Source organism: Duganella dendranthematis (assembly GCF_012849375.1).
GTDB classification, from domain to species: domain Bacteria; phylum Pseudomonadota; class Gammaproteobacteria; order Burkholderiales; family Burkholderiaceae_D; genus Rugamonas; species Rugamonas dendranthematis.
Genome location: NZ_CP051684.1, coordinates 3,826,716 through 3,844,616, shown reverse-complemented (window position 1 = coordinate 3,844,616; position 17,901 = coordinate 3,826,716). Strand labels below are relative to the sequence as shown.

The 17,901-nt window shown below is 61.9% G+C and carries 13 protein-coding genes; 3 read left to right on the top strand and 10 right to left on the bottom strand.

Features of this window, described 5'->3' with window-relative positions; genetic code table 11:
- The first annotated feature begins 258 nt into the window (after positions 1 to 258).
- A complete protein-coding gene (locus HH213_RS17565) occupies positions 259 to 3,021 on the top strand; it encodes a TonB-dependent receptor (RefSeq protein ID WP_110847079.1) in 2,763 nt (920 codons plus the stop codon).
- A 50-nt stretch (positions 3,022 to 3,071) separates the two neighbouring features.
- Here the strand turns inward: HH213_RS17565 and corA are convergent, their stop codons facing one another.
- From corA to HH213_RS17550, 3 genes are all read right to left on the bottom strand, one after another.
- Positions 3,072 to 4,040 (bottom strand): magnesium/cobalt transporter CorA, encoded by a 969-nt coding sequence (gene corA / locus HH213_RS17560; protein ID WP_110847080.1) that lies wholly within the window; start codon positions 4,038 to 4,040, stop codon positions 3,072 to 3,074.
- A 71-nt stretch (positions 4,041 to 4,111) separates the two neighbouring features.
- On the bottom strand, positions 4,112 to 4,897 hold the full coding sequence (locus HH213_RS17555; RefSeq protein ID WP_110847081.1) for an SDR family NAD(P)-dependent oxidoreductase: 786 nt from the start codon (positions 4,895 to 4,897) through the stop codon (positions 4,112 to 4,114).
- 81 nt (positions 4,898 to 4,978) lie between these two features.
- On the bottom strand, positions 4,979 to 5,887 hold the full coding sequence (locus HH213_RS17550) for an AraC family transcriptional regulator (protein WP_110847082.1): 909 nt from the start codon (positions 5,885 to 5,887) through the stop codon (positions 4,979 to 4,981).
- Between the two features lie 96 nt (positions 5,888 to 5,983).
- On the opposite strand from HH213_RS17550, the gene HH213_RS17545 reads away from it, so the two are divergent.
- Positions 5,984 to 6,721: an SDR family oxidoreductase gene (locus HH213_RS17545; protein WP_169113062.1), complete on the top strand. Its 738-nt coding sequence runs from the start codon at positions 5,984 to 5,986 to the stop codon at positions 6,719 to 6,721.
- Positions 6,722 to 6,756: 35 nt separating this feature from the next.
- On the opposite strand, the gene ntrC is transcribed toward HH213_RS17545, so the two are convergent.
- From ntrC to glnA, 4 genes are all read right to left on the bottom strand, one after another.
- Positions 6,757 to 8,259, bottom strand: coding sequence for a nitrogen regulation protein NR(I) (gene ntrC / locus HH213_RS17540; RefSeq protein ID WP_169113061.1), 1,503 nt, complete (start codon positions 8,257 to 8,259; stop codon positions 6,757 to 6,759).
- 63 nt (positions 8,260 to 8,322) lie between these two features.
- On the bottom strand, positions 8,323 to 9,435 hold the full coding sequence (gene glnL, locus HH213_RS17535) for a nitrogen regulation protein NR(II) (protein WP_110847085.1): 1,113 nt from the start codon (positions 9,433 to 9,435) through the stop codon (positions 8,323 to 8,325).
- Positions 9,432 to 9,917, bottom strand: a complete 486-nt coding sequence (locus tag HH213_RS17530; RefSeq protein ID WP_110847086.1) for a DUF4124 domain-containing protein — start codon at positions 9,915 to 9,917, stop codon at positions 9,432 to 9,434. Before HH213_RS17530 ends, glnL begins: the two co-directional genes overlap by 4 nt.
- A gap of 119 nt (positions 9,918 to 10,036) precedes the next feature.
- Positions 10,037 to 11,452 carry a type I glutamate--ammonia ligase gene (gene glnA / locus HH213_RS17525; RefSeq protein ID WP_110847087.1) on the bottom strand — a complete coding sequence of 472 codons (1,416 nt, stop codon included), beginning with the start codon at positions 11,450 to 11,452 and terminating at the stop codon, positions 10,037 to 10,039.
- 316 nt (positions 11,453 to 11,768) lie between these two features.
- Between glnA and HH213_RS17520 the strand changes: the two genes are divergently transcribed.
- Complete coding sequence (locus HH213_RS17520; protein ID WP_110847088.1) at positions 11,769 to 12,227, top strand: rhodanese-like domain-containing protein; 459 nt, start codon at positions 11,769 to 11,771, stop codon at positions 12,225 to 12,227.
- A gap of 35 nt (positions 12,228 to 12,262) precedes the next feature.
- Here HH213_RS17520 and HH213_RS17515 read toward each other — a convergent pair whose 3' ends face one another.
- The 3 genes from HH213_RS17515 to HH213_RS17505 all read right to left on the bottom strand — a co-directional run bounded on the left by HH213_RS17515 (position 12,263) and on the right by HH213_RS17505 (position 17,900).
- On the bottom strand, positions 12,263 to 13,642 hold the full coding sequence (locus tag HH213_RS17515; RefSeq protein WP_169115247.1) for a TAXI family TRAP transporter solute-binding subunit: 1,380 nt from the start codon (positions 13,640 to 13,642) through the stop codon (positions 12,263 to 12,265).
- Positions 13,643 to 13,820: 178 nt separating this feature from the next.
- Entirely contained in the window at positions 13,821 to 16,895 is a 3,075-nt protein-coding gene (locus HH213_RS17510) for a transglycosylase domain-containing protein (protein WP_169113060.1), read from the bottom strand.
- Positions 16,896 to 17,114: 219 nt separating this feature from the next.
- Positions 17,115 to 17,900 (bottom strand): competence/damage-inducible protein A, encoded by a 786-nt coding sequence (locus tag HH213_RS17505; protein WP_110847090.1) that lies wholly within the window; start codon positions 17,898 to 17,900, stop codon positions 17,115 to 17,117.
- Between the last annotated feature and the right edge of the window lies 1 nt (position 17,901).

The window sequence follows — 17,901 nt, the reverse complement described above, 5'->3', positions numbered from 1 at the left end:
CTGGGTGAAGAAAAAACGGGTAACTATCACATTTAGTAGTTTATCGACGAAAGACTTTGTATTTTTGTGTAAAAGTGGTCCCTATTTTGGGTAAGAAATGACCGAAAGTGTTGTTTATTCTGTTGTCATTACACATTGACAATTGACCGCCAAGGACTTCCAGTGGTTTCATGCTTATCTTGGATAATTTACTAAGAAAAATTATTCCTGGCACGTCTTCCAATGTGACGTTACACAACAATCCTAGGAGCTCAACCAATGATGATGGAAACCGCAATCTCGCGTGCAGTGCGCCTGATGTTTTCGGGCAGCGCGGCGCTGATCGGCGCCGGCCTGCTGGCCCAGCCTGTATTTGCACAGGATACCCCTGTGATCCAACGCGTTGAAATCACCGGTTCGTCAGTCAAGCGCGTCGATAATGAAACGTCGCTGCCGGTGCAGGTCGTTACCAAGGCTGATATCGCCAAGACCGGCGCCACCAGCACCGAAGAACTGCTGCAATCGATCTCGGCATTCTCGTCGGCCGGCGGCACCACCAACGCCACGGGCGCGGGTAGCTCGACCGGCGGTCTGTCGTCGATTTCGCTGCGCGGCCTGGGTTCGACCCGGACGCTGGTGCTGGTCAACGGCCGCCGTCTGGCCGCTTTCGCCGGTAGCGATGGCGCCTCGGTCAACATCAACGCCATTCCGCTGGCCGCCATTGAGCGCGTGGAAATCCTGAAAGACGGCGCTTCGGGCGTGTACGGCTCTGACGCCGTGGCCGGCGTGGTCAACTTCATCCTGTCGAAGCGCGTGGAAGGCATCGAAGTCACCGGCACCTACGGTTCGCCAAGCGAAAGCGGCGGCGGCCAGAATGGCCGTGCCTCGATCACCGGCGGCTTTAACAACGACAAACTGAACGTCGTTGCGTCGGCCTCCTACGAGAAGGAAAAAGCACTGTTCGGCCGCGACCGTTCGTATGCTGCCTCGGCCACCCGCCTGCCTTACTACAACTCGACCGCTACCGGTCAGGGTAACATCCAGGGCGCCTGGGATCTGCAAAACGGCCCGGTTACCGGCTTCAGCAACGGCGGTTCCGGCTTCGGTAATCCGCTGGCCATCGGCGACAAATGCAGCACCATCAAGATGAGCACCATCGCCGTCGGCGCCAAGGGTGCACCTTACTGCGCCTACGACAGCGGCCCGGACGTCGGCCTGACGCCGGATCGTGAACTGTACAACTTCACCAGCAACCTGACCTACCAGCTGAACGAGAACCATCAGCTGTTCGCCGATCTGCTGTACTCGCAGAGCAAGGTGACCCAGACTTATCAGCCTTCGCCGGCCCGCGCCGACTTCTTCGCCACCGACGGCGAGTTTGACAAGCAAGGCGTGACGCCAGCCCTGCTGCTGATGCCATCGAATCCCGTCTACCAGTCGATCGCCGTGCCGTACCTGACCAGCCAGGGCTTCACCTCGCTGATCGGCCAGCCACTGTCGATCACCTCGCGCGTCTTCGACTACGGCCCACGCCAGAACGTCGACACCGCCAAACAGGCACGCATCGTGGTCGGCGCCAAGGGCACGCTGAGTTTTGCTGACTACGAAGTCGGTCTGAGCCACAACGAGTCCAAGCTGGAAAGCGCGGTCACCACCGGCTACTTCTCGCAAGTTGCCTACGCAAAAATCATCAACAACAGCAACTGGAACCCATGGGCGGCAGGCGGCGTGCAAACCGGCGCCCTGGCTGACCAGCTGAAAGGCGCAGCCTTCAGCGGCACCTTCCTGAACGCCAAGTCGACCAGCGACGCCTTCGACGCCAAGATCACCGGCGATTTCTTCAACGTGGCCGGCATCACCCCGCAATACGCGCTGGGTCTGCAGTCGCGCAAAGAGAAATATACGACCGATCCAAGCGCAGCCTACGAGTCGGGCGACATCTCCGGCCTGGGCGGCTCCGTGGTGCCGATCGACCGCAGCCGCACTGTCAACTCGGCCTTCGGCGAATTGAGCATTCCTGTGCTGAAATCGCTGGAAATCAACTTGGCCGCACGTGACGACAAGTACAACGACGTCGGCAACAGCGCCAACTGGAAAGGCAACTTCCGCTGGCAGCCAGTCAAGGAACTGGTGCTGCGCGGTTCCTACGGCACCGGCTTCCGCGCACCGTCGCTGGTCGACCTGTGGACCCCGCAAACCCTGGGCACCTCGGAACAGTTCAACGATCCGGGCACCAAGCAAAACGGCCTGCAAGTCAATTCGCTGACCGGCGGCAACCCGAACCTGAAGCCAGAGAAGTCGAAACAGTATTCGCTGGGCGTGGTCTGGCAGCCAGTGGCGTCGACCAGCATCGGTGTTGACTTCTTCAACATCAACATCCGTGACATCCTGGCCACCCCGTCGGCACAGGAAGTGGTGTCGCGCTTCCGCGCTGGCGATCCGGCCTACGCCGGCCTGGTCACGCTGCTGGGCAACGATATCCAGAGCATCAAGCAAACCCTGGCCAACACCGGCAACGCCAATGTGCAGGGTCTGGACGTGTTCGCCAACTGGAAGGATAACTTCAGCTTCGGTAAGCTGGACGTGAACCTGAACGGTACCTACATGGATGACTTCGACCAGACCAGCCCAGGCGGCGAAATCTCGCACAAAGTCGGCACCATCGTTGACGATACCGGCACCCCGGTCATCGGCGCGCAGAACGGCGGCGTGGTCCTGCGCTGGAAACACCAGCTGGCTGCGACCTGGAGCCAAGGTCCATGGGCCACCACCCTGATCCAGAACTTCCGTACCGGCTATCAGGTTGGTCACGACCTGAACGACGACAAAGTGTTCATCGGTGCTGAAGCGACCTACGACGCCAACGTGACCTGGAAAGGCATCAAAAACCTGACCCTGGCACTGGGTGTGAAGAACCTGTTCGACAAGCAGCCACAACCGATTGGTACCGCAGTGACCAACCAGTTCCAGGCCGGCTACGACATCAACCAGTATGATCCACGTGGCCGCTTCGTCTACGTGACCGCTGGCTACAAGTTCTAATCGCTAGCGTTTGAATCAGGCCCGCGCGGTGCAAGCCGCGCGGGCTTTTTTTATAACCAGCCGGCTTTCTTGAAACGCCGATGCAGGTACAGGCACACGCTGATCATGACGGCAATCGCCATCGGATAGCCGAACTTCCATTCCAGTTCCGGCATGTATTTGAAATTCATGCCCCACAGCCCGGCAAACGCCGTGACGATCGCAAAGATCGCCGCCCATGCCGCCAGCCGCTTGTTCACTTCACTCTCGTCAATCGCCACCATCGACAGGTTGACCTGGATCGCCGTGGCAATCGTGTCGCGGATCCCGTCCAGTGAACTGCTGATGCGGTGCAGATGATCGTGCACGTCGCGGAAGTATTCCTGCGTGTCCTGGCACATCGCCGGCACGCGGCCGCCGTGCAGCCGGCCCACCGCCTCCATCAGCGGCGCCACCACATGGCGCACCGTGGTGACCTTGCCCTTGAGCTCGTACAGGCGCTGGATGTTGTCGCGCTGGCGGCCCTGGGTGAAGATCAGCTCCTCGATTTTTTCCAGTTCGGTTTCCAGCATGTCCAGCACCGGGAAGTAACGGTCCACTACCGTATCCATCAGCGCGTACAGCACGAAGGCCGGGCCCAGCCGCAGCATGTGCGGCTCCTTCTCGGCGCGTGCGCGCACGCTCTTGAAACCTTGCTGGCTGCTGCCGTCGCGTGACGACAGAATATAGTTCTGGCCGACGAAGATATCGACCTCGCCCACCGCCACCTCGCCGTCGTGGCACTCGATGGTCTTGACCACCACAAACAGCGAATCACCATACTCCTCAATCTTGGGCCGCTGGTGGCCGCGGCTGGCGTCCTCCACGGCCAGTTCGTGCAGACCGAACTCGTGCTGCATCACGGCCAGCTCTTCCGGCTCCGCATCGTGCAGGGCCACCCAGACAAACGTCTCCGGTTTCTCGACATATTCGCTGATGTCTTCCACCGCAATGTCGGCCAGTTTTTTACCGTCCTGATAGGCCACACAATTAATCAGCATACGCATTCCATGAAAAAGAAAAAGCCCCTGGCTTCACAGCCAAGAGCTTACCTCAAGCGCGCTGGGACGGCTTAAGCCGCTTTGAAATAGCGTGCGGCCGGCCTGCTATGCGATAGATTCGGCGCCAGCGCCTTGCGCGCGTCATCCATGCGGACGAAATCGTTGACGTCGGGCAGCGATGGCAAGGTCACCAGTTCACGCTGGTCGAAACCGGCCAGCGCAGCGTCCACCAGGTCTTCCGGCGTCATGACGATCGCGGTGTCCAGATGTTCCAGCGGCAGGCCGGAGCGGCCCCAGAACGGCGTGCCGATGGCGCCCGGCAACACCGCCTGCACCTGCACGCCCTTGTCGCCCAGCTCGTGGTGCAGCGATTGCGTCAGCGCCAGCACGAAGGCCTTACTGCCGCCATAGGTGCCGTTCAGCAGCTCCGGCTTGAGCGCGGCAATCGACGAGATGTTGATGATCGCACCTTCGCCGCGCGCCACCAGGCCGGGCGCGACCGCGCGGGTCAGGCGCGTCAACGCGGTGACGTTCACGTTGATCAGCGTATCAAGTTCTTCCGGCGTGGAATCGACCAGGGACTTGACCGCGCCGAGGCCGGCGTTGTTGACCAGCAGGCTGATGCTGCTATCGCTGGCCAGGCGCTGCTCGACGCGGCGCAGGTCGGCTGTCACGCTCAGATCGGCGGCGATGGTGTCGACCTGGCGGCCGGTGGCGGCGTGCAGCTGCTGTGCCAGCGTCGACAGCTTGGCGGCGTCGCGCGCCACCAGGATCAGATCGTAGCCACGGCGCGCCAGACGGTCAGCGTAGACTGCGCCAATGCCCGAGGACGCGCCGGTAATGAATGCGGTTTTCATATTTTTTGCTCCCGTCAAAGTAAGTTGATGGAAGCAGTGTATGCCGCACCGCAGTGGCCGAGAGGACGAAAAAACCTCTTTTCAGGCCATTGTGGCGGTGGGCGACGACGCATACCGGGTCGGCGACACGCCGACGTGCCGCGTGAACGCCACACTGAACGCGCTGGCCGAGCCATAGCCCACCTGCCCCGCCACCTCGGCCACGTTGCCCTGCTGCCGGCGCAGCAGGTTCTTGGCCTTGGCCATGCGCCAGCGCAGCAGGTACTCCATCGGCGCCACCCCCACGGCGCGGCTGAAGCGCTCAAAGAACGCCGAGCGCGACAGCGCAGCCTCCTTGGCCAGCTGCGCCACCGTCCACGGCGCGGTCATTTCCTCGTGCATGCGCCGCAACGCCAGTGCCAGCCGTTCATCGGCCAGGCCGCGCAGCAGGCCCGGCGCGGCGCTGATGGCGCTGGCGCGCAAGGCTTCGATCAGCAGCACTTCCAGCAGATGCGCCAGCACCACTTCCCGCCCCGGCCGCCGCGCGCGCGATTCGTCACCGACCAGCTGCACCAGCGTCGACAAGCGTGCTTCGCCGCGCACATGGATCAGGCGCGGCAGCAGCGACACCAGCAGCGCCGCATCCGGCGAATCGAAGGCGCAATGGCCGATCAGCAGCACCGCCTCGGGTGGACGGTCCGGCGGGCCGAAGCGGAACTCGCCGTTTGGCAAGGCCAGCGGCGCCATGTCCAGTGCGGCGGCTGGCGGCGGCTGCACGCTGCTCATCGAGAACGCATGCGACTCCGGGATCAGCACGAAATCGCCCTGCTGCAACGGCAGCGGTTCCCGGTCACCGACCGTCAGCAGGCTGGCGCCTTCCAGCACCGCGCAATAAAACGGCTGGCCTTCATGCGAGCGCTGCACACGCCACGGGCCGGCGGCGCTGACGACTTTGGAATAGCGGATGCGTGGCTGAAGCAAGCTCACTACTTCATCGAGGGGATCGGTCATGTCTGGACGCTTGCTAACGAAAAATGGACTATCGATTGTAGCAAGTCCGGCGATGGGTAGCTACAGTGCTGTCATACCCACCCAACAGGAGTTCCCATGAAAACCATCCTCATCACTGGCTGCTCGTCCGGCTTTGGCCTGGAAACCGCCCGCTACTTCCTGGAACGCGACTGGAAAGTCATCGCCACCATGCGCACGCCCAACGCCGATCTGCTGCCGGCATCGCCACATCTGCGCGTGCTGCCGCTGGACGTGACCGATCCGGATAGCATCAGCAAGCTGATCGAAACCGCCGGCCCGGTCGACGTACTGGTCAACAATGCCGGCATCGGCTTGCTGGGTGCGCTGGAAGGCATTAGCCTGGACAAGGTGCGCGAGGTATTCGAGACCAATACCTTCGGCACCATGGCAATGACGCAGGCGGTGCTGCCGCAGATGCGCGAGCGTAAGGCCGGTGTGATCGTCAACGTAACCTCCAGCGTGACGTTGAAATCGCTGCCGCTGCTGTCGGTGTACACGGCCAGCAAGGCGGCGGTGAATGCGTTCACGGAATCGCTGGCGCTGGAACTGGCGCAATGCAATGTGCGCGTCAACCTGGTGCTGCCGGGACGCGCGCCGACCACCAGCTTCGGCGCCAACGCGCAGCCGCGCATGCAGGGCGCGATTCCGGAAGCCTACGCGGCCATGGCGCAGCATGTGTTTGCCGGCTGGGCACAATCCACGGAAGAAGTGACGCACGCCATCGATGTGGCGCAGGCGGTGTGGCAAGCCGCCACCACCGCCGACGCACCGATGCGGATTGCCGCCGGCGCCGATGCGGTAGCGCTAATGTAACGTCGTTCCCGCACACGCGGGAACGACGGGTGGCGTCAGTCGTCCTTGGCGCCGTCGATGCCGAGTTCGGCGATCTTGCGGGTGATGGTGTTGCGGCCAATCCCCAGACGTACCGCGGCGTCGTTCTTGCGGCCGTGCGTGTGCTTGAGCGCGGTGCGGATCAGCGCCGACTCAAACTGCCGTCCCAGCACCGCCATCACCTCCTGCTGACCGCCGCTGAGCATGCTGGCAGCCTGCATCTCCAACAGTCCCAGCCACGCGTCCGGCGACACGTGCGCGCTGCCACCCGTCTCCGCCACCGGCGCCGGTGTGACCGTGCCATGATGCTGCGGAGCGCCATAGCTTTCGGCTGGCGTCGCCGTCAGCGCTGGCGTGCTGCCCGCCTTCTCCTGCGACAGTTCCAGCGGCAGATCCTTGATCTCCACCGTTTGCCCCGGCGCCATCACCGTGATCCAGTTGCACAGGTTTTCCAGCTGGCGCACATTGCCCGGCAACTCCAAGCTGCACAAGAACTGCAACGCCGCATCGCTCATGCGCTTGGCTTCCACGCCCAGTTGTTTCGCGCTCTGCACCAGGAAGTGACGCACCAAAATAGGGATGTCCTCGCGCCGCTCCCTCAAACTGGGCAAGCGCAAACGGATCACATTCAGGCGATGATACAAGTCTTCGCGGAACAAGCCTTCGCGCACGCGCTGTTCGAGATTCTGGTGCGTAGCGGTAATCACGCGCACGTTCGCCTTCAGCGGCTGGTGGCCGCCGACGCGATAGAAATGGCCGTCCGACAGCACCCGCAGCAAACGCGTCTGCAAGTCAAACGGCATGTCGCCGATCTCATCGAGGAACAGCGTGCCGTTCTCGGCCTGCTCGAAGCGGCCGCGACGCGTCGTTTGGGCGCCGGTAAAGGCGCCGCGCTCGTGGCCGAACAATTCGGACTCCAGCAAATCCTTGGGGATCGCCGCCGTGTTCAGCGCGATGAACGGCTGTGCCGCGCGCGGCGAGTGCTTGTGCAGCGCGCGCGCCACCAGCTCCTTGCCGGAGCCGGACTCGCCGGTGATCAGCACCGTCACATTCGATTGAGAGAGGCGACCGATCGCGCGAAAGACCTCCTGCATGGCCGGCGCTTGGCCGAGGATTTCCGGCGTTTCCGCCGGCCCCGATTCAACGCTGGTTTCGCGCAGGCTTTCGTCCAGCGCGCGCCGGATCAGCTCGACTGCCTTGTCGATATCGAACGGCTTGGCCAGGTATTCAAACGCGCCTCCCTGGAACGCCGCCACGGCGGAATCCAAGTCGGAGAAGGCGGTGATGATGATGACCGGCAGGCCGGGGAAGCGTGACTTCACCAGCTGCAGCAAGTCCAGGCCGGAGTCGCCCGGCATGCGGATGTCGGACACCAGCACCTGCGGCGTCTCGTACTCCAGCGCGGCGATGGCGTCGCGCGCATTGGCAAAACTCTTGGTCGCCAGGTTTTCCCTGGCCAGTGCTTTTTCCAGTACCCAGCGGATCGATTCGTCGTCGTCTACTATCCAGATTGGCTTCATGTGTTGTATTTTTTCCGCGATGATCGTCAATCAAGGGACACGGTCCGCAATGCCCGCCGCGGCTTATGGCAACGGCAGCAAAATACGGAAATCCGTACATCCAGGCCGGCTCTCGCACTCGATCACGCCCATGTGCTGTTGCACGAAGGTCTGTGCCAAGGTCAGTCCCAGCCCACTGCCGCCCTCCCTGCCTGAAACCAATGGGTAGAAGATACGGTCGCGGATCTGGGGTGCGATACCCGGTCCATTGTCAATGATATGCAAGTCTAATGCCAGCCCGTAGCGGACCTTGGCCAAGGTCACCTGGCGCGCCACCCGCGTCTTGAAAACGATCTGCGCTTCGCCGCCGTCGATCTGTGCCGCCAGCGCCTGAGCGGCGTTGTGCGCGATGTTCAGCACGGTCTGGATCAGTTGCTCCTTATCGCCGCGGAACTCGGGAATCGACGCATCATAATCGCGCAGAATCGTCAGGCCGGACGGGAACTCCGCCAGCATCAGGCTGCGCACCCGCTCCAGCACTTCGTGGATGTTAACGTCGCCGACGATGTGCGGCCGTCGGTGCGGCGCCAGCAGGCGGTCCACCAGCGTTTGCAGGCGGTCGGCTTCCTTGATGATGACCTGCGTGTACTCGCGCAGCTGCACCGCATGCGCACCGGGCAGTTCCATCTCCAGCAACTGCGCGGCGCCACGGATGCCGCCCAGCGGATTCTTGATCTCGTGCGCCAGGTTGCGGATCAGTTCCTTGTTGACCTGGCTCTGGTCGAGGATGCGCTCTTCGCGGTCCAGCTTGAGATGCTGCTGGTTCTCGCGCAGCTCGATCAGCACGCCGCCAACCGGATCTTCTACCGCCGACACGATGCTGTGCACATGCAGCGGTTCGCGGCCGGGACGCTCCAGCGCCAGGTCCTGGCGCAAGTCGGAGAATTTGTGTTCGCGCGCTTGCGCGCAGGTATGTTCCAGCTCGTCCGGATTGAGGAACTGCGCGCTCAGCGTCTGGCGCGACAGCGCCTTCAGCGAGCTTTCCAGCAGGTTCTCGGCGGCCGCGTTGGCGTAGGCGATATGGCCCTGCGCGTCGAGCAGCACCACGGCCGAAGCCAGCAGTTCCAGCCCCGCCAGCGACGGCGGCCGGTGGATGGCGGCGGCCGCGCGGGCCGCGATCTTATTCACTATGCTCATCGGATATTCGCGATCTCACGTTTCAAGGCATCGACATTCTTTTCCGAGCGGCTGATGCTGTCGCGCAGCGCGGCCACCCGTTCCTGGTACTTGGCGTAGTTGCGTTCATCGCCGCGCCGCTCCGGCTCGCCGCCGTTGAATTCGCGCCGCAGCTCGGCCAGCTTTTGCTGCTCGTTCTTCAGCTCGTCTTCGAGAATGCCGCGGCGGTCGGCGTCGCGCGCCTTCTGCTCCGCGCTGTCGACACGCGGGAACTCGCCCGGCGTGGCAAGCGGTTGCGCAGCACGCGGCGCCGCAGGAGCGCTACGCCGCGCCGGCGCCGGCACCGTCATGCCGGGCAGATCCATCAGCTTGCAGTAGCTGCCACGGTTGATGTCGGTGAACTCGACACTGCCGCCGGGCGGCTGGCATTTATAGATCTGTCCATGCGCCGCCGCCGAGGCCAACAACGCCAGCAACACACTCAGTTTCAAACTCATTGTCATTCGTAAATCCGTGGGTGGAACAGTCCACCCGAATATACAGCATCCAAATAAAAACGCGGGGAAAGCATCAGCTCGCCCCGCGTTGGATACCGCTTCACCAGCGCCGTAGCGCCCGGTGATTACAGCGAGTAGTACATGTCGAACTCAGCAGGGTGAGTGGTCATGCGCATGCGCTGCACGTCCTGCATTTTCAGTTCGATGTAAGCATCGATCATCGAATCGCTGAACACGCCGCCACGGGTCAGGAACTCGCGGTCTTTGTTCAGGGCGTCCAGCGCTTCTTCCAGCGAGGCGCACACGGTTGGGATCAGTGCGTCCTCTTCCGGCGGCAGGTGGTACAGGTCTTTCGACGCTGCTTCGCCTGGATGGATCTTGTTCTGGATACCGTCCAGACCCGCCATCATCAGTGCCGAGAAGCACAGGTAGACGTTGGCCAGTGGATCCGGGAAGCGGGTTTCGATACGGCGGCCTTTTGGATTGGCCACGTGTGGAATACGGATCGAAGCCGAACGGTTTTTCGCCGAGTACGCCAGTTTGACTGGCGCTTCAAAGCCTGGCACCAGGCGTTTGTACGAGTTGGTGCCTGGGTTGGTGATCGCGTTCAGTGCCTTGGCGTGCTTGATGATGCCACCGATGTAGTACAGCGCGGTATCCGACAGGCCGGCATAGCCGTCGCCGGCGAACAGGTTTTTGCCGTCTTTCCAGATCGACTGGTGCACGTGCATGCCCGAACCGTTGTCGCCAACGATAGGTTTTGGCATGAAGGTCGCGGTTTTGCCGTAGCTGTGGGCGACGTTCCAGACCACGTATTTCAGGTTCTGGGTCCAGTCGGCGCGCTCAACCAAGGTCGAGAACTTGGTGCCGATTTCGTTCTGGCCAGCGCCAGCCACTTCGTGGTGGTGCACTTCAACCGGGATGCCCAGCGATTCCAGGATCAGGCACATTTCCGAACGCATGTCCTGGAAGCTGTCCACTGGTGGCACTGGGAAGTAGCCGCCCTTGACGGTTGGACGATGGCCGCTGTTGCCGCCTTCGATTTTTTCGCCGGTCGACCACGACGCTTCGTCGGAATCGATCTTGACGAAGCAACCCGACATGTCGATCTTCCAGCGCACGCTGTCGAAGATGAAGAATTCTGGTTCCGGGCCGAAGTAGGCGGTGTCGCCGATGCCGGACGATTTCAGGTAGGCTTCAGCGCGCTTGGCGATGGAGCGTGGATCGCGGTCGTAGCCCTTGCCGTCCGCTGGTTCGATGACGTCGCATTGCATGAACAGCGTGGTCTCTTCCATGAACGGGTCGATGTTCGCGGTGTTTGGATCAGGCATCAGAATCATGTCGGATGCTTCAATACCCTTCCAGCCGGCGATCGAGGAACCGTCAAATGCGTGACCCGATTCAAACTTGTCGATGTCGAAAGCCGACACAGGCACGGTAACGTGCTGTTCTTTACCACGGGTATCCGCGAAACGGAAATCAACGAATTTGACTTCGTTTTCCTGGACCATTTTCAGAACTTCTGCGGCTGTCATTGCCATGCGTATCTCCTAAAGGGAATGTGTGGAACTCGTGAGGCCTTACTAAGCAGTATCCATGCCAGCCACAGAACGACTATCGATATGTTGGTAGCGTCTTTGAACGCGCGGCCAAAATCATTCTAAAATTGGCGGGCGTGTTCAAGTGCCACAATTTACAGCAGAACAATCACGCACCTATTTAGTGCGTTTCTCACATTTTGCACCTTATAAGTGCATTTTAGGATATTTACTGAAAAGCGCATGGTTTTGGTGCGTCGCAGTCGCGGGCCGGGCACGGACGCCTATAATAAACTTAAACTTATTACCGGAACACCTTATGAGCAAAATAGATGAGATCCTCGCCCTTGCCCGTAGCCGCAGCAAGGACTGGCCCTATGCCGGCGCGGTGACGCCGCAGGAAGCCTATGAATTGATCAGTGCGGAAAACGCCGTCAAGCTGATCGATGTGCGCACCAATGCCGAGCGTGACTGGGTGGGACGGGTGGCGATCCCGGAAGCCCAACATGGTGCGGTCCAGTGGGCGACTTATCCAGGTGGCAATACCAACCAAGAATTTATCGAGCAATTGAACGGTATCGCCCGCAAGGATCAGGTGATTTTATTCCTGTGCCGTTCCGGCGTGCGCTCGCGTGGTGCAGCCAAGCTGGCGACCGAACACGGCTACCAGCACTGCTACGACATCCTGGAGGGCTTTGAGGGCGACAAGGACGAGCATGGCCACCGCAAGAACATCAGCGGCTGGTGCCACGCCGGCCTGCCCTGGATCGGCGCTTAACCCACGGCCGCCTCGACCGGCGATCGCCGCGTATTCTAGGGTCTGACCCCGGCCGGGGTCAGACCCTGCGTCGCAGTGGGGTTGGCCTCCGCAATCAGGAACAGAATGCGCTTGCGCACGAACTGGATGTGGCTGCGCAAGCCATACAGGCCATCGGCAAACGACAGCGGGATCGAGACCTGGTTGACCAGCTCCTCGATCTCGTCCAGCCGCTTCAGCTGCTCTTCGTAGACCTGCATACGGGTGGCTTCCTGGGCCTCCTCCACTTTCTGCTCCACCGCGCGCAGCTGGCCATACCACTTGTACACGCGTGAGCGGATACGCCACACATACAGCGGCGGGATCACCTTCGACAGCGGCAGGATCAGCGCGCCCAGCGCCACCACCAGCACCCACATGCGGTCGAAGAAATTGGCCAGCCAGAAGGTCATGTAGCGCTGCAGGAACGGCGGCCCGCTCTTGTAGAACTTGGCCGCCTCCGGATCGACCGGAATCTCGGTGTACTTGGCCGACGGGAACTGGCCCTGCTGCTGGAACCAGCCGGCGCCGCTATGAATCGTCGAGGCCGCCTGCACGAACAAATCCACCAGCGCCGAATGCAAATCATCGCGCGCCACCAGCGTGGCGGTCGGCGCGATCAGGTTGTAGTCTTCGGACGGGATGTTGCGGCCTAGATCAACAATGCCCTGCGGCAGCACCACGTGCGTCAAAAACGGCAGCTTGCGCGAATACGCCTCGGCCTGGCTGAAATCGAACAGCTTGATACCCGGCGTTTGCAGCAGCATCTGGATCAGCGGCGCTTCCGGCGCCGAGGTAAACACCAGGCCGTCGATGCGGCCTTCCAACAACTCCACCGTGGCCGGCGTGTTAGCCAGCGAAAACTTCTGCACCTCGTCTTTTTCGACGCCATTCAGCTCCAGCACCTGGCGGAATAGGCGCGGCGAGCCGGCGCCCTTGGCGCCGTAATTGATCTTCTTGCCGCGCAGCTGCGTCAGCTGGGTGATCGGCGGCTTGCCCTTGTCTTCGCGCAGGAACAGCCACAGCGGCTCAACGAACAGGCTGCCCAGCGACGACAGGCCTTCGCGCTCGGCCGCTTCCTCGTTGGTCGAGCCGCTTTGCACGAAGGCGATATCGACCTTGCCTTCTTTCAGATTGCGCAGGTTTTCGCTGGAACCGGCCGATGGCACCAGCGTGACTTTGACGCCGTGCTTGGCCAGCGCTGCCGCATATTTCTTGCCGAAGTCCTCGTAGGCCGAGTTTTCCTGACCCGTGCCCAGCCGCACCGTGCGCGGCGGCGCCGGGTCGACCAGCCAGTAGGCCAGCAGACAGATGCCGACGATGGTCAGCACCGTCGGCGCGGCCGCGACGATCAGATCCCGGAAGGAGAACTGGGTAAACTTGAGGATCTTGGACATGTGGTGGCGCATAGGTTTCATGGGCTCACACCTTGCCAATAAATCAGCAACTATGCAAGGGAAACCCGCAAGACAAAAAAAGGGTCTGACCCCGAACGGGGTCAGACCCTGGTATGCGGTGGGCGGGGTAGAAATTACCCGCCGCAGGCCTGCAGTGGCGCTTTCGCGACTTCGGGCGCTACGCCCCAACCTTCACCACCGGCAGCGTTGTGCCGGGCTTCGGCGCCGCATGCGGCTCAATCAACGGCATCAAGTTCGGCGCCAGCACCACCAGCAGCTGCACCGGCAGCGCGCTGGTGAAGTCATAGTTCTTCGATTCCGGCCCGTGCACATACGCCGTCATCGAACCAAAGAAGCGCTCGCCGATATTGAACACAAACGTCGCCGACCGGTTCACATAGCGCGATTCAATCAGCCGTCCGCCACCGCCATACACATCAAAGCGCTGGTCGCCGGTACCGGTCTTGCCGCCCACCGGAATGATCGAACCATCGGCTGCCACAAACGCCGACTTGACCCGCTTGGCGGTACCGTCCGACACCACGCCACGGATCGCATCCGCCGCCACCCGCGCCACTTGCGGCGCAATCACCTGCTCGTTGGTGGTCGGCGGCGCCTTGGTCACCAGCGTGTCGTACGGCGTATCCTTGGCGAAGTGCAGCGAGGTGATGCGCTGCGAACTCTTGCGCACACCACCGTTGACGATAATCCCCATCAGCTCCGCCAGCGCGGCCGGCCGGTCGGCCGAGGCGCCCAGCGTGGTCGCATACGACGGCACTAGCGATTCAAACGGATAGCCCATTTTCTTCCACTGCTTGTGGATTTCCATGAAGCCTTCCACCTCGATCAGGCCGGCGATGCGCTTGTCCTGCGCGTGCTTGCGGTGCGTCTTGAACAGCCACTGGTAGACATCCTGACGCTCCTGCTCGCTGGCCTTGGTCATCTCGCTCAAGGTCGCGCCCGGATGCAGGCGCAGATAGGCCGCCATCCACAACTCCAGCGGATGCACGCTGGCCAGATAGCCACGGTCGGCCAGCGACCAGTTGCCGATCGCATACTGGTCATACAGCTTGGCCACGCGCTCTTCCGGCACCTCGTTCTGCGACGGCAAGTTCTCTTTCAGGAAGGCCGCAAACTGCTCCTGCGTGGCCAGCGGATACATGGTGCGATGGATCACCGCCAGCCGCACCGGCGTGCTGCGGATGTTGGCCAGCAGGGTCTTGTCGATCTCTTCCGGCGGCTTGCCCTTGTACTTGGCGTAGAAGCGCCCCAGGAATTCCTTGCCTTCCTTGTCGGCGAAGCGCGCCAGGTAGCCGGCGCGGCGCGGATCGTCCGCGTCCGCCAGCAGCGACGCCGACGAGCCCGGATTGGAGAACATGTAGAACTTGGCCACGTCCCGCATCAGCCGCACGAACACCAGGTTGGTCGAGTGGCGCAGCGCTTCGGTCACGGTCAGGATCTTGTTGTTATCTTCCTTGGAGAAGTTGCCGAAGTGATGCAAGCCGCCGCCGGTGAAGAAGCCCTCACCCGGATTGCCGGAATACTTGCGCTCCATGGCCGCATTCAGCATCGGCGTCAGCTCGCGCTGGCCGACCGGCAGGGTCTTGAAGTAATCCAGTGCCCACTGTGTCAGCTTGTCCTGCGGATCGACTTTCACCTGGCCCAGCGCCGCGTTGTCCATGCCGCCGTACTTCTTGTGCAGCTGGTCCATGATGTCCAGATAGGTGATCAGCGTGCGCAGCTTGGCGGTCGAGCCCAGATCCAGCTTGGCGCCTTCGTTGATGTCCAGCGGCTGGTCGAAGTTATCGGTCTGCAAGCGCAGCAGATTGTTCTGCTCGCCCTTTTCCAGCAAGGTGAAGCTGTACACCACGTTGGCCGGATCACCGTTGCCCAGCATGCCTTTGCCGGTCAGGCCGGCCGCCTTGGCCTTCTCCGGATCGCGCAAGTCACGCAGCACCTGCGTAACGGCGGTCTGCGCCTGCGCGTCCAGCGTGCTGACCACGGTCAGGTCCAGCCGGTCGAGGTTGTACATGCGGTTGTCGCCCAGCAGATTGGCCAGGTGGTTGCGGATCGCGTTCGAGGCCTTGCGGCTGACAAAGGTCTGCGCTGGCGCCGATTGCAAGCCGTTGCCGGTGGCCGGATGCAGTACCTGCTTCAGCGCGACGTCGCGCATGGCCGGCGTGATGGCGCCGTCGCTGGCCAGAATCCGCAAGTGGCTGTTGGCCAGCACTTCCAGGTCGGCCGCGCCGTCGCCCAGATAGTAGCTCGGGCGGCGCTGCGCAATCATCAGGCTCAGCGCCTCCTTGAACACCAGCGCGGTCACCGCATCGGGATTGTCGAGCTTGCCATTGAGGCGTTTGTTGACGTCGTCAAACGAGCGGCCGTACCACACCCACATGCCGTCGCCGATACCGTTCACTTCGCCATAGCCGGGCTTGGCCGACAGCGGCACCGTGTTCAGGTATTCGAGCACGATGCGGCGCCGCGCCTTCAGCGTCTCCGGCCCGTCCTGGTACGAACGCAGGCTGGCCGACACCATCTGCTGCAGCTTGTCCTTCATCGAACCGGTGCGGCCTTCCGGCGAGTGGCGATACTTTTCGATCTGTGTGGCCAGCGTGCTGCCGCCGGCCGCGCGATGGCCGCCGCCGACTGCGCTGGCGGTCTTCTCCAGCACCGCCTTGCCGAGCCGGTCCCATTCCACTGCCGGGTTGCGCTTCGGATAGGTGTTGTCCAGCAGCTCGCGGTTTTCGATGAACAGCAGGCTGCTCACCAGCACCTTAGGCGCGGCGTCGAACTTGTTGTAGATGCGTTCGGGATAGCTGGCGGCAAACAGTTCCTGTGCGCGGCAATCGTAAATCGTCAGGCCGGTCTTGGTCTTTTCGCGGTAGGTGGCGAACACGCCCATGTCGGCCAGCTCGGCCATCTTAGGCGAGATGCGCGCCTGCGCCGCGACCTTGTAGTCACGCTGGCTGAGCTTGCCGATGTAGTCCGGCAGGCCGGCATAGCCGAGCCGCTCGTCGTACGGACTGTCGTGCGGGAAGCGGATCGATTTGCTCGGGCCCTTCTCGACCTTGTACGTCATCTTGCTGGCGAGGTCGGTAAAGATGCGCGCCTGCATCGATGAGGTCAGCGTTTCGCGGTAGCCCCAGTAAATCGTAAAGGACACGCCGACCAGCAGCACCAGCAGGAAGGCATTGCGGGTGCGTTTGCTTTTCTTGGGTGCGCCTTCGTCCGGCGGTAGTGGTGGGTCCATCTGTGCTTGCGCCAGATGGGCCTCGGATGATTCAGGTGTATTTGGAGGGAGCATCGCGTGTTTCAAGTCAATCTTGCTAGCTTCCATTGCACCACATCGGCGCGATGCCGATGGGAGCAGACGCACAATAAATGCAAAGCACCGTTTGTTTTTCGCAAAAAAACAACGGCGCTCTCTCCGAAGAAGGAACGCCGTGTCATTCGACTGTCACAAAGCGGACTAAGTCGGCTTGAACTCTACCTGAAGCTTGCGCAATTCGTCGCACAGTTGGATGAAGGCCGTGGCCGTCTGCACGGGTTCGCCTTTGACGCCCAGTTCGATGTGACGGCGCGTATTGGCGTCGCCGACGCTCGGTAAGCTGAACACTTTCACGCGCGCGAACTGCTGCTCGATCGCCACCATCAGCGGCGTCAGCGCCGACTCGGCCGCTTCGTACACCAACACCGATTGTTCCAGGTGCGGTTCGCGGTTGAACAGGTCGGCGTAGTGGTTGTCCAGCACCCATTCCAGCATCGGCCACGCCATCACCGGAAAGCCCGGCACGAAGTAATGCTTGCGCAGCGCGAAGCCGGCGATGTTGTTGTACGGGTTGGGGATCAGCGCCGCGCCTTCGGCAAACTCGGCCATCTTGAGGCGGTGCAGGTTTTCGTCGGAATTGAGGTCGGCGGTCTGGCCGGCCTCCTGCGCCATTTGCAGGATGCGTTGCTGAATGTTGAGCTTGCCTTGCTCGTGCAGCACCAGCGGCAGGCCCAGCGCGTCGGCCGCAGCCTGGCGCGTGTGGTCGTCCGGCGTGGCGCCGATGCCGCCGCAGCAGAACACGATGTCGTCGGTGGCGAAGGTGCGTTGCAGCGTGGCCGTGATGCGCACCGGATCGTCCGGCAGCACCTCGGCCCAGGTCAGCTGCAAGCCACGTGCCGCCAGCATCTGCACGACTTTGGGGAAATGCTGGTCGACGCGCCTGCCCGACAGGATTTCGTCGCCAATGATGATGAGTCCGATTGCCATC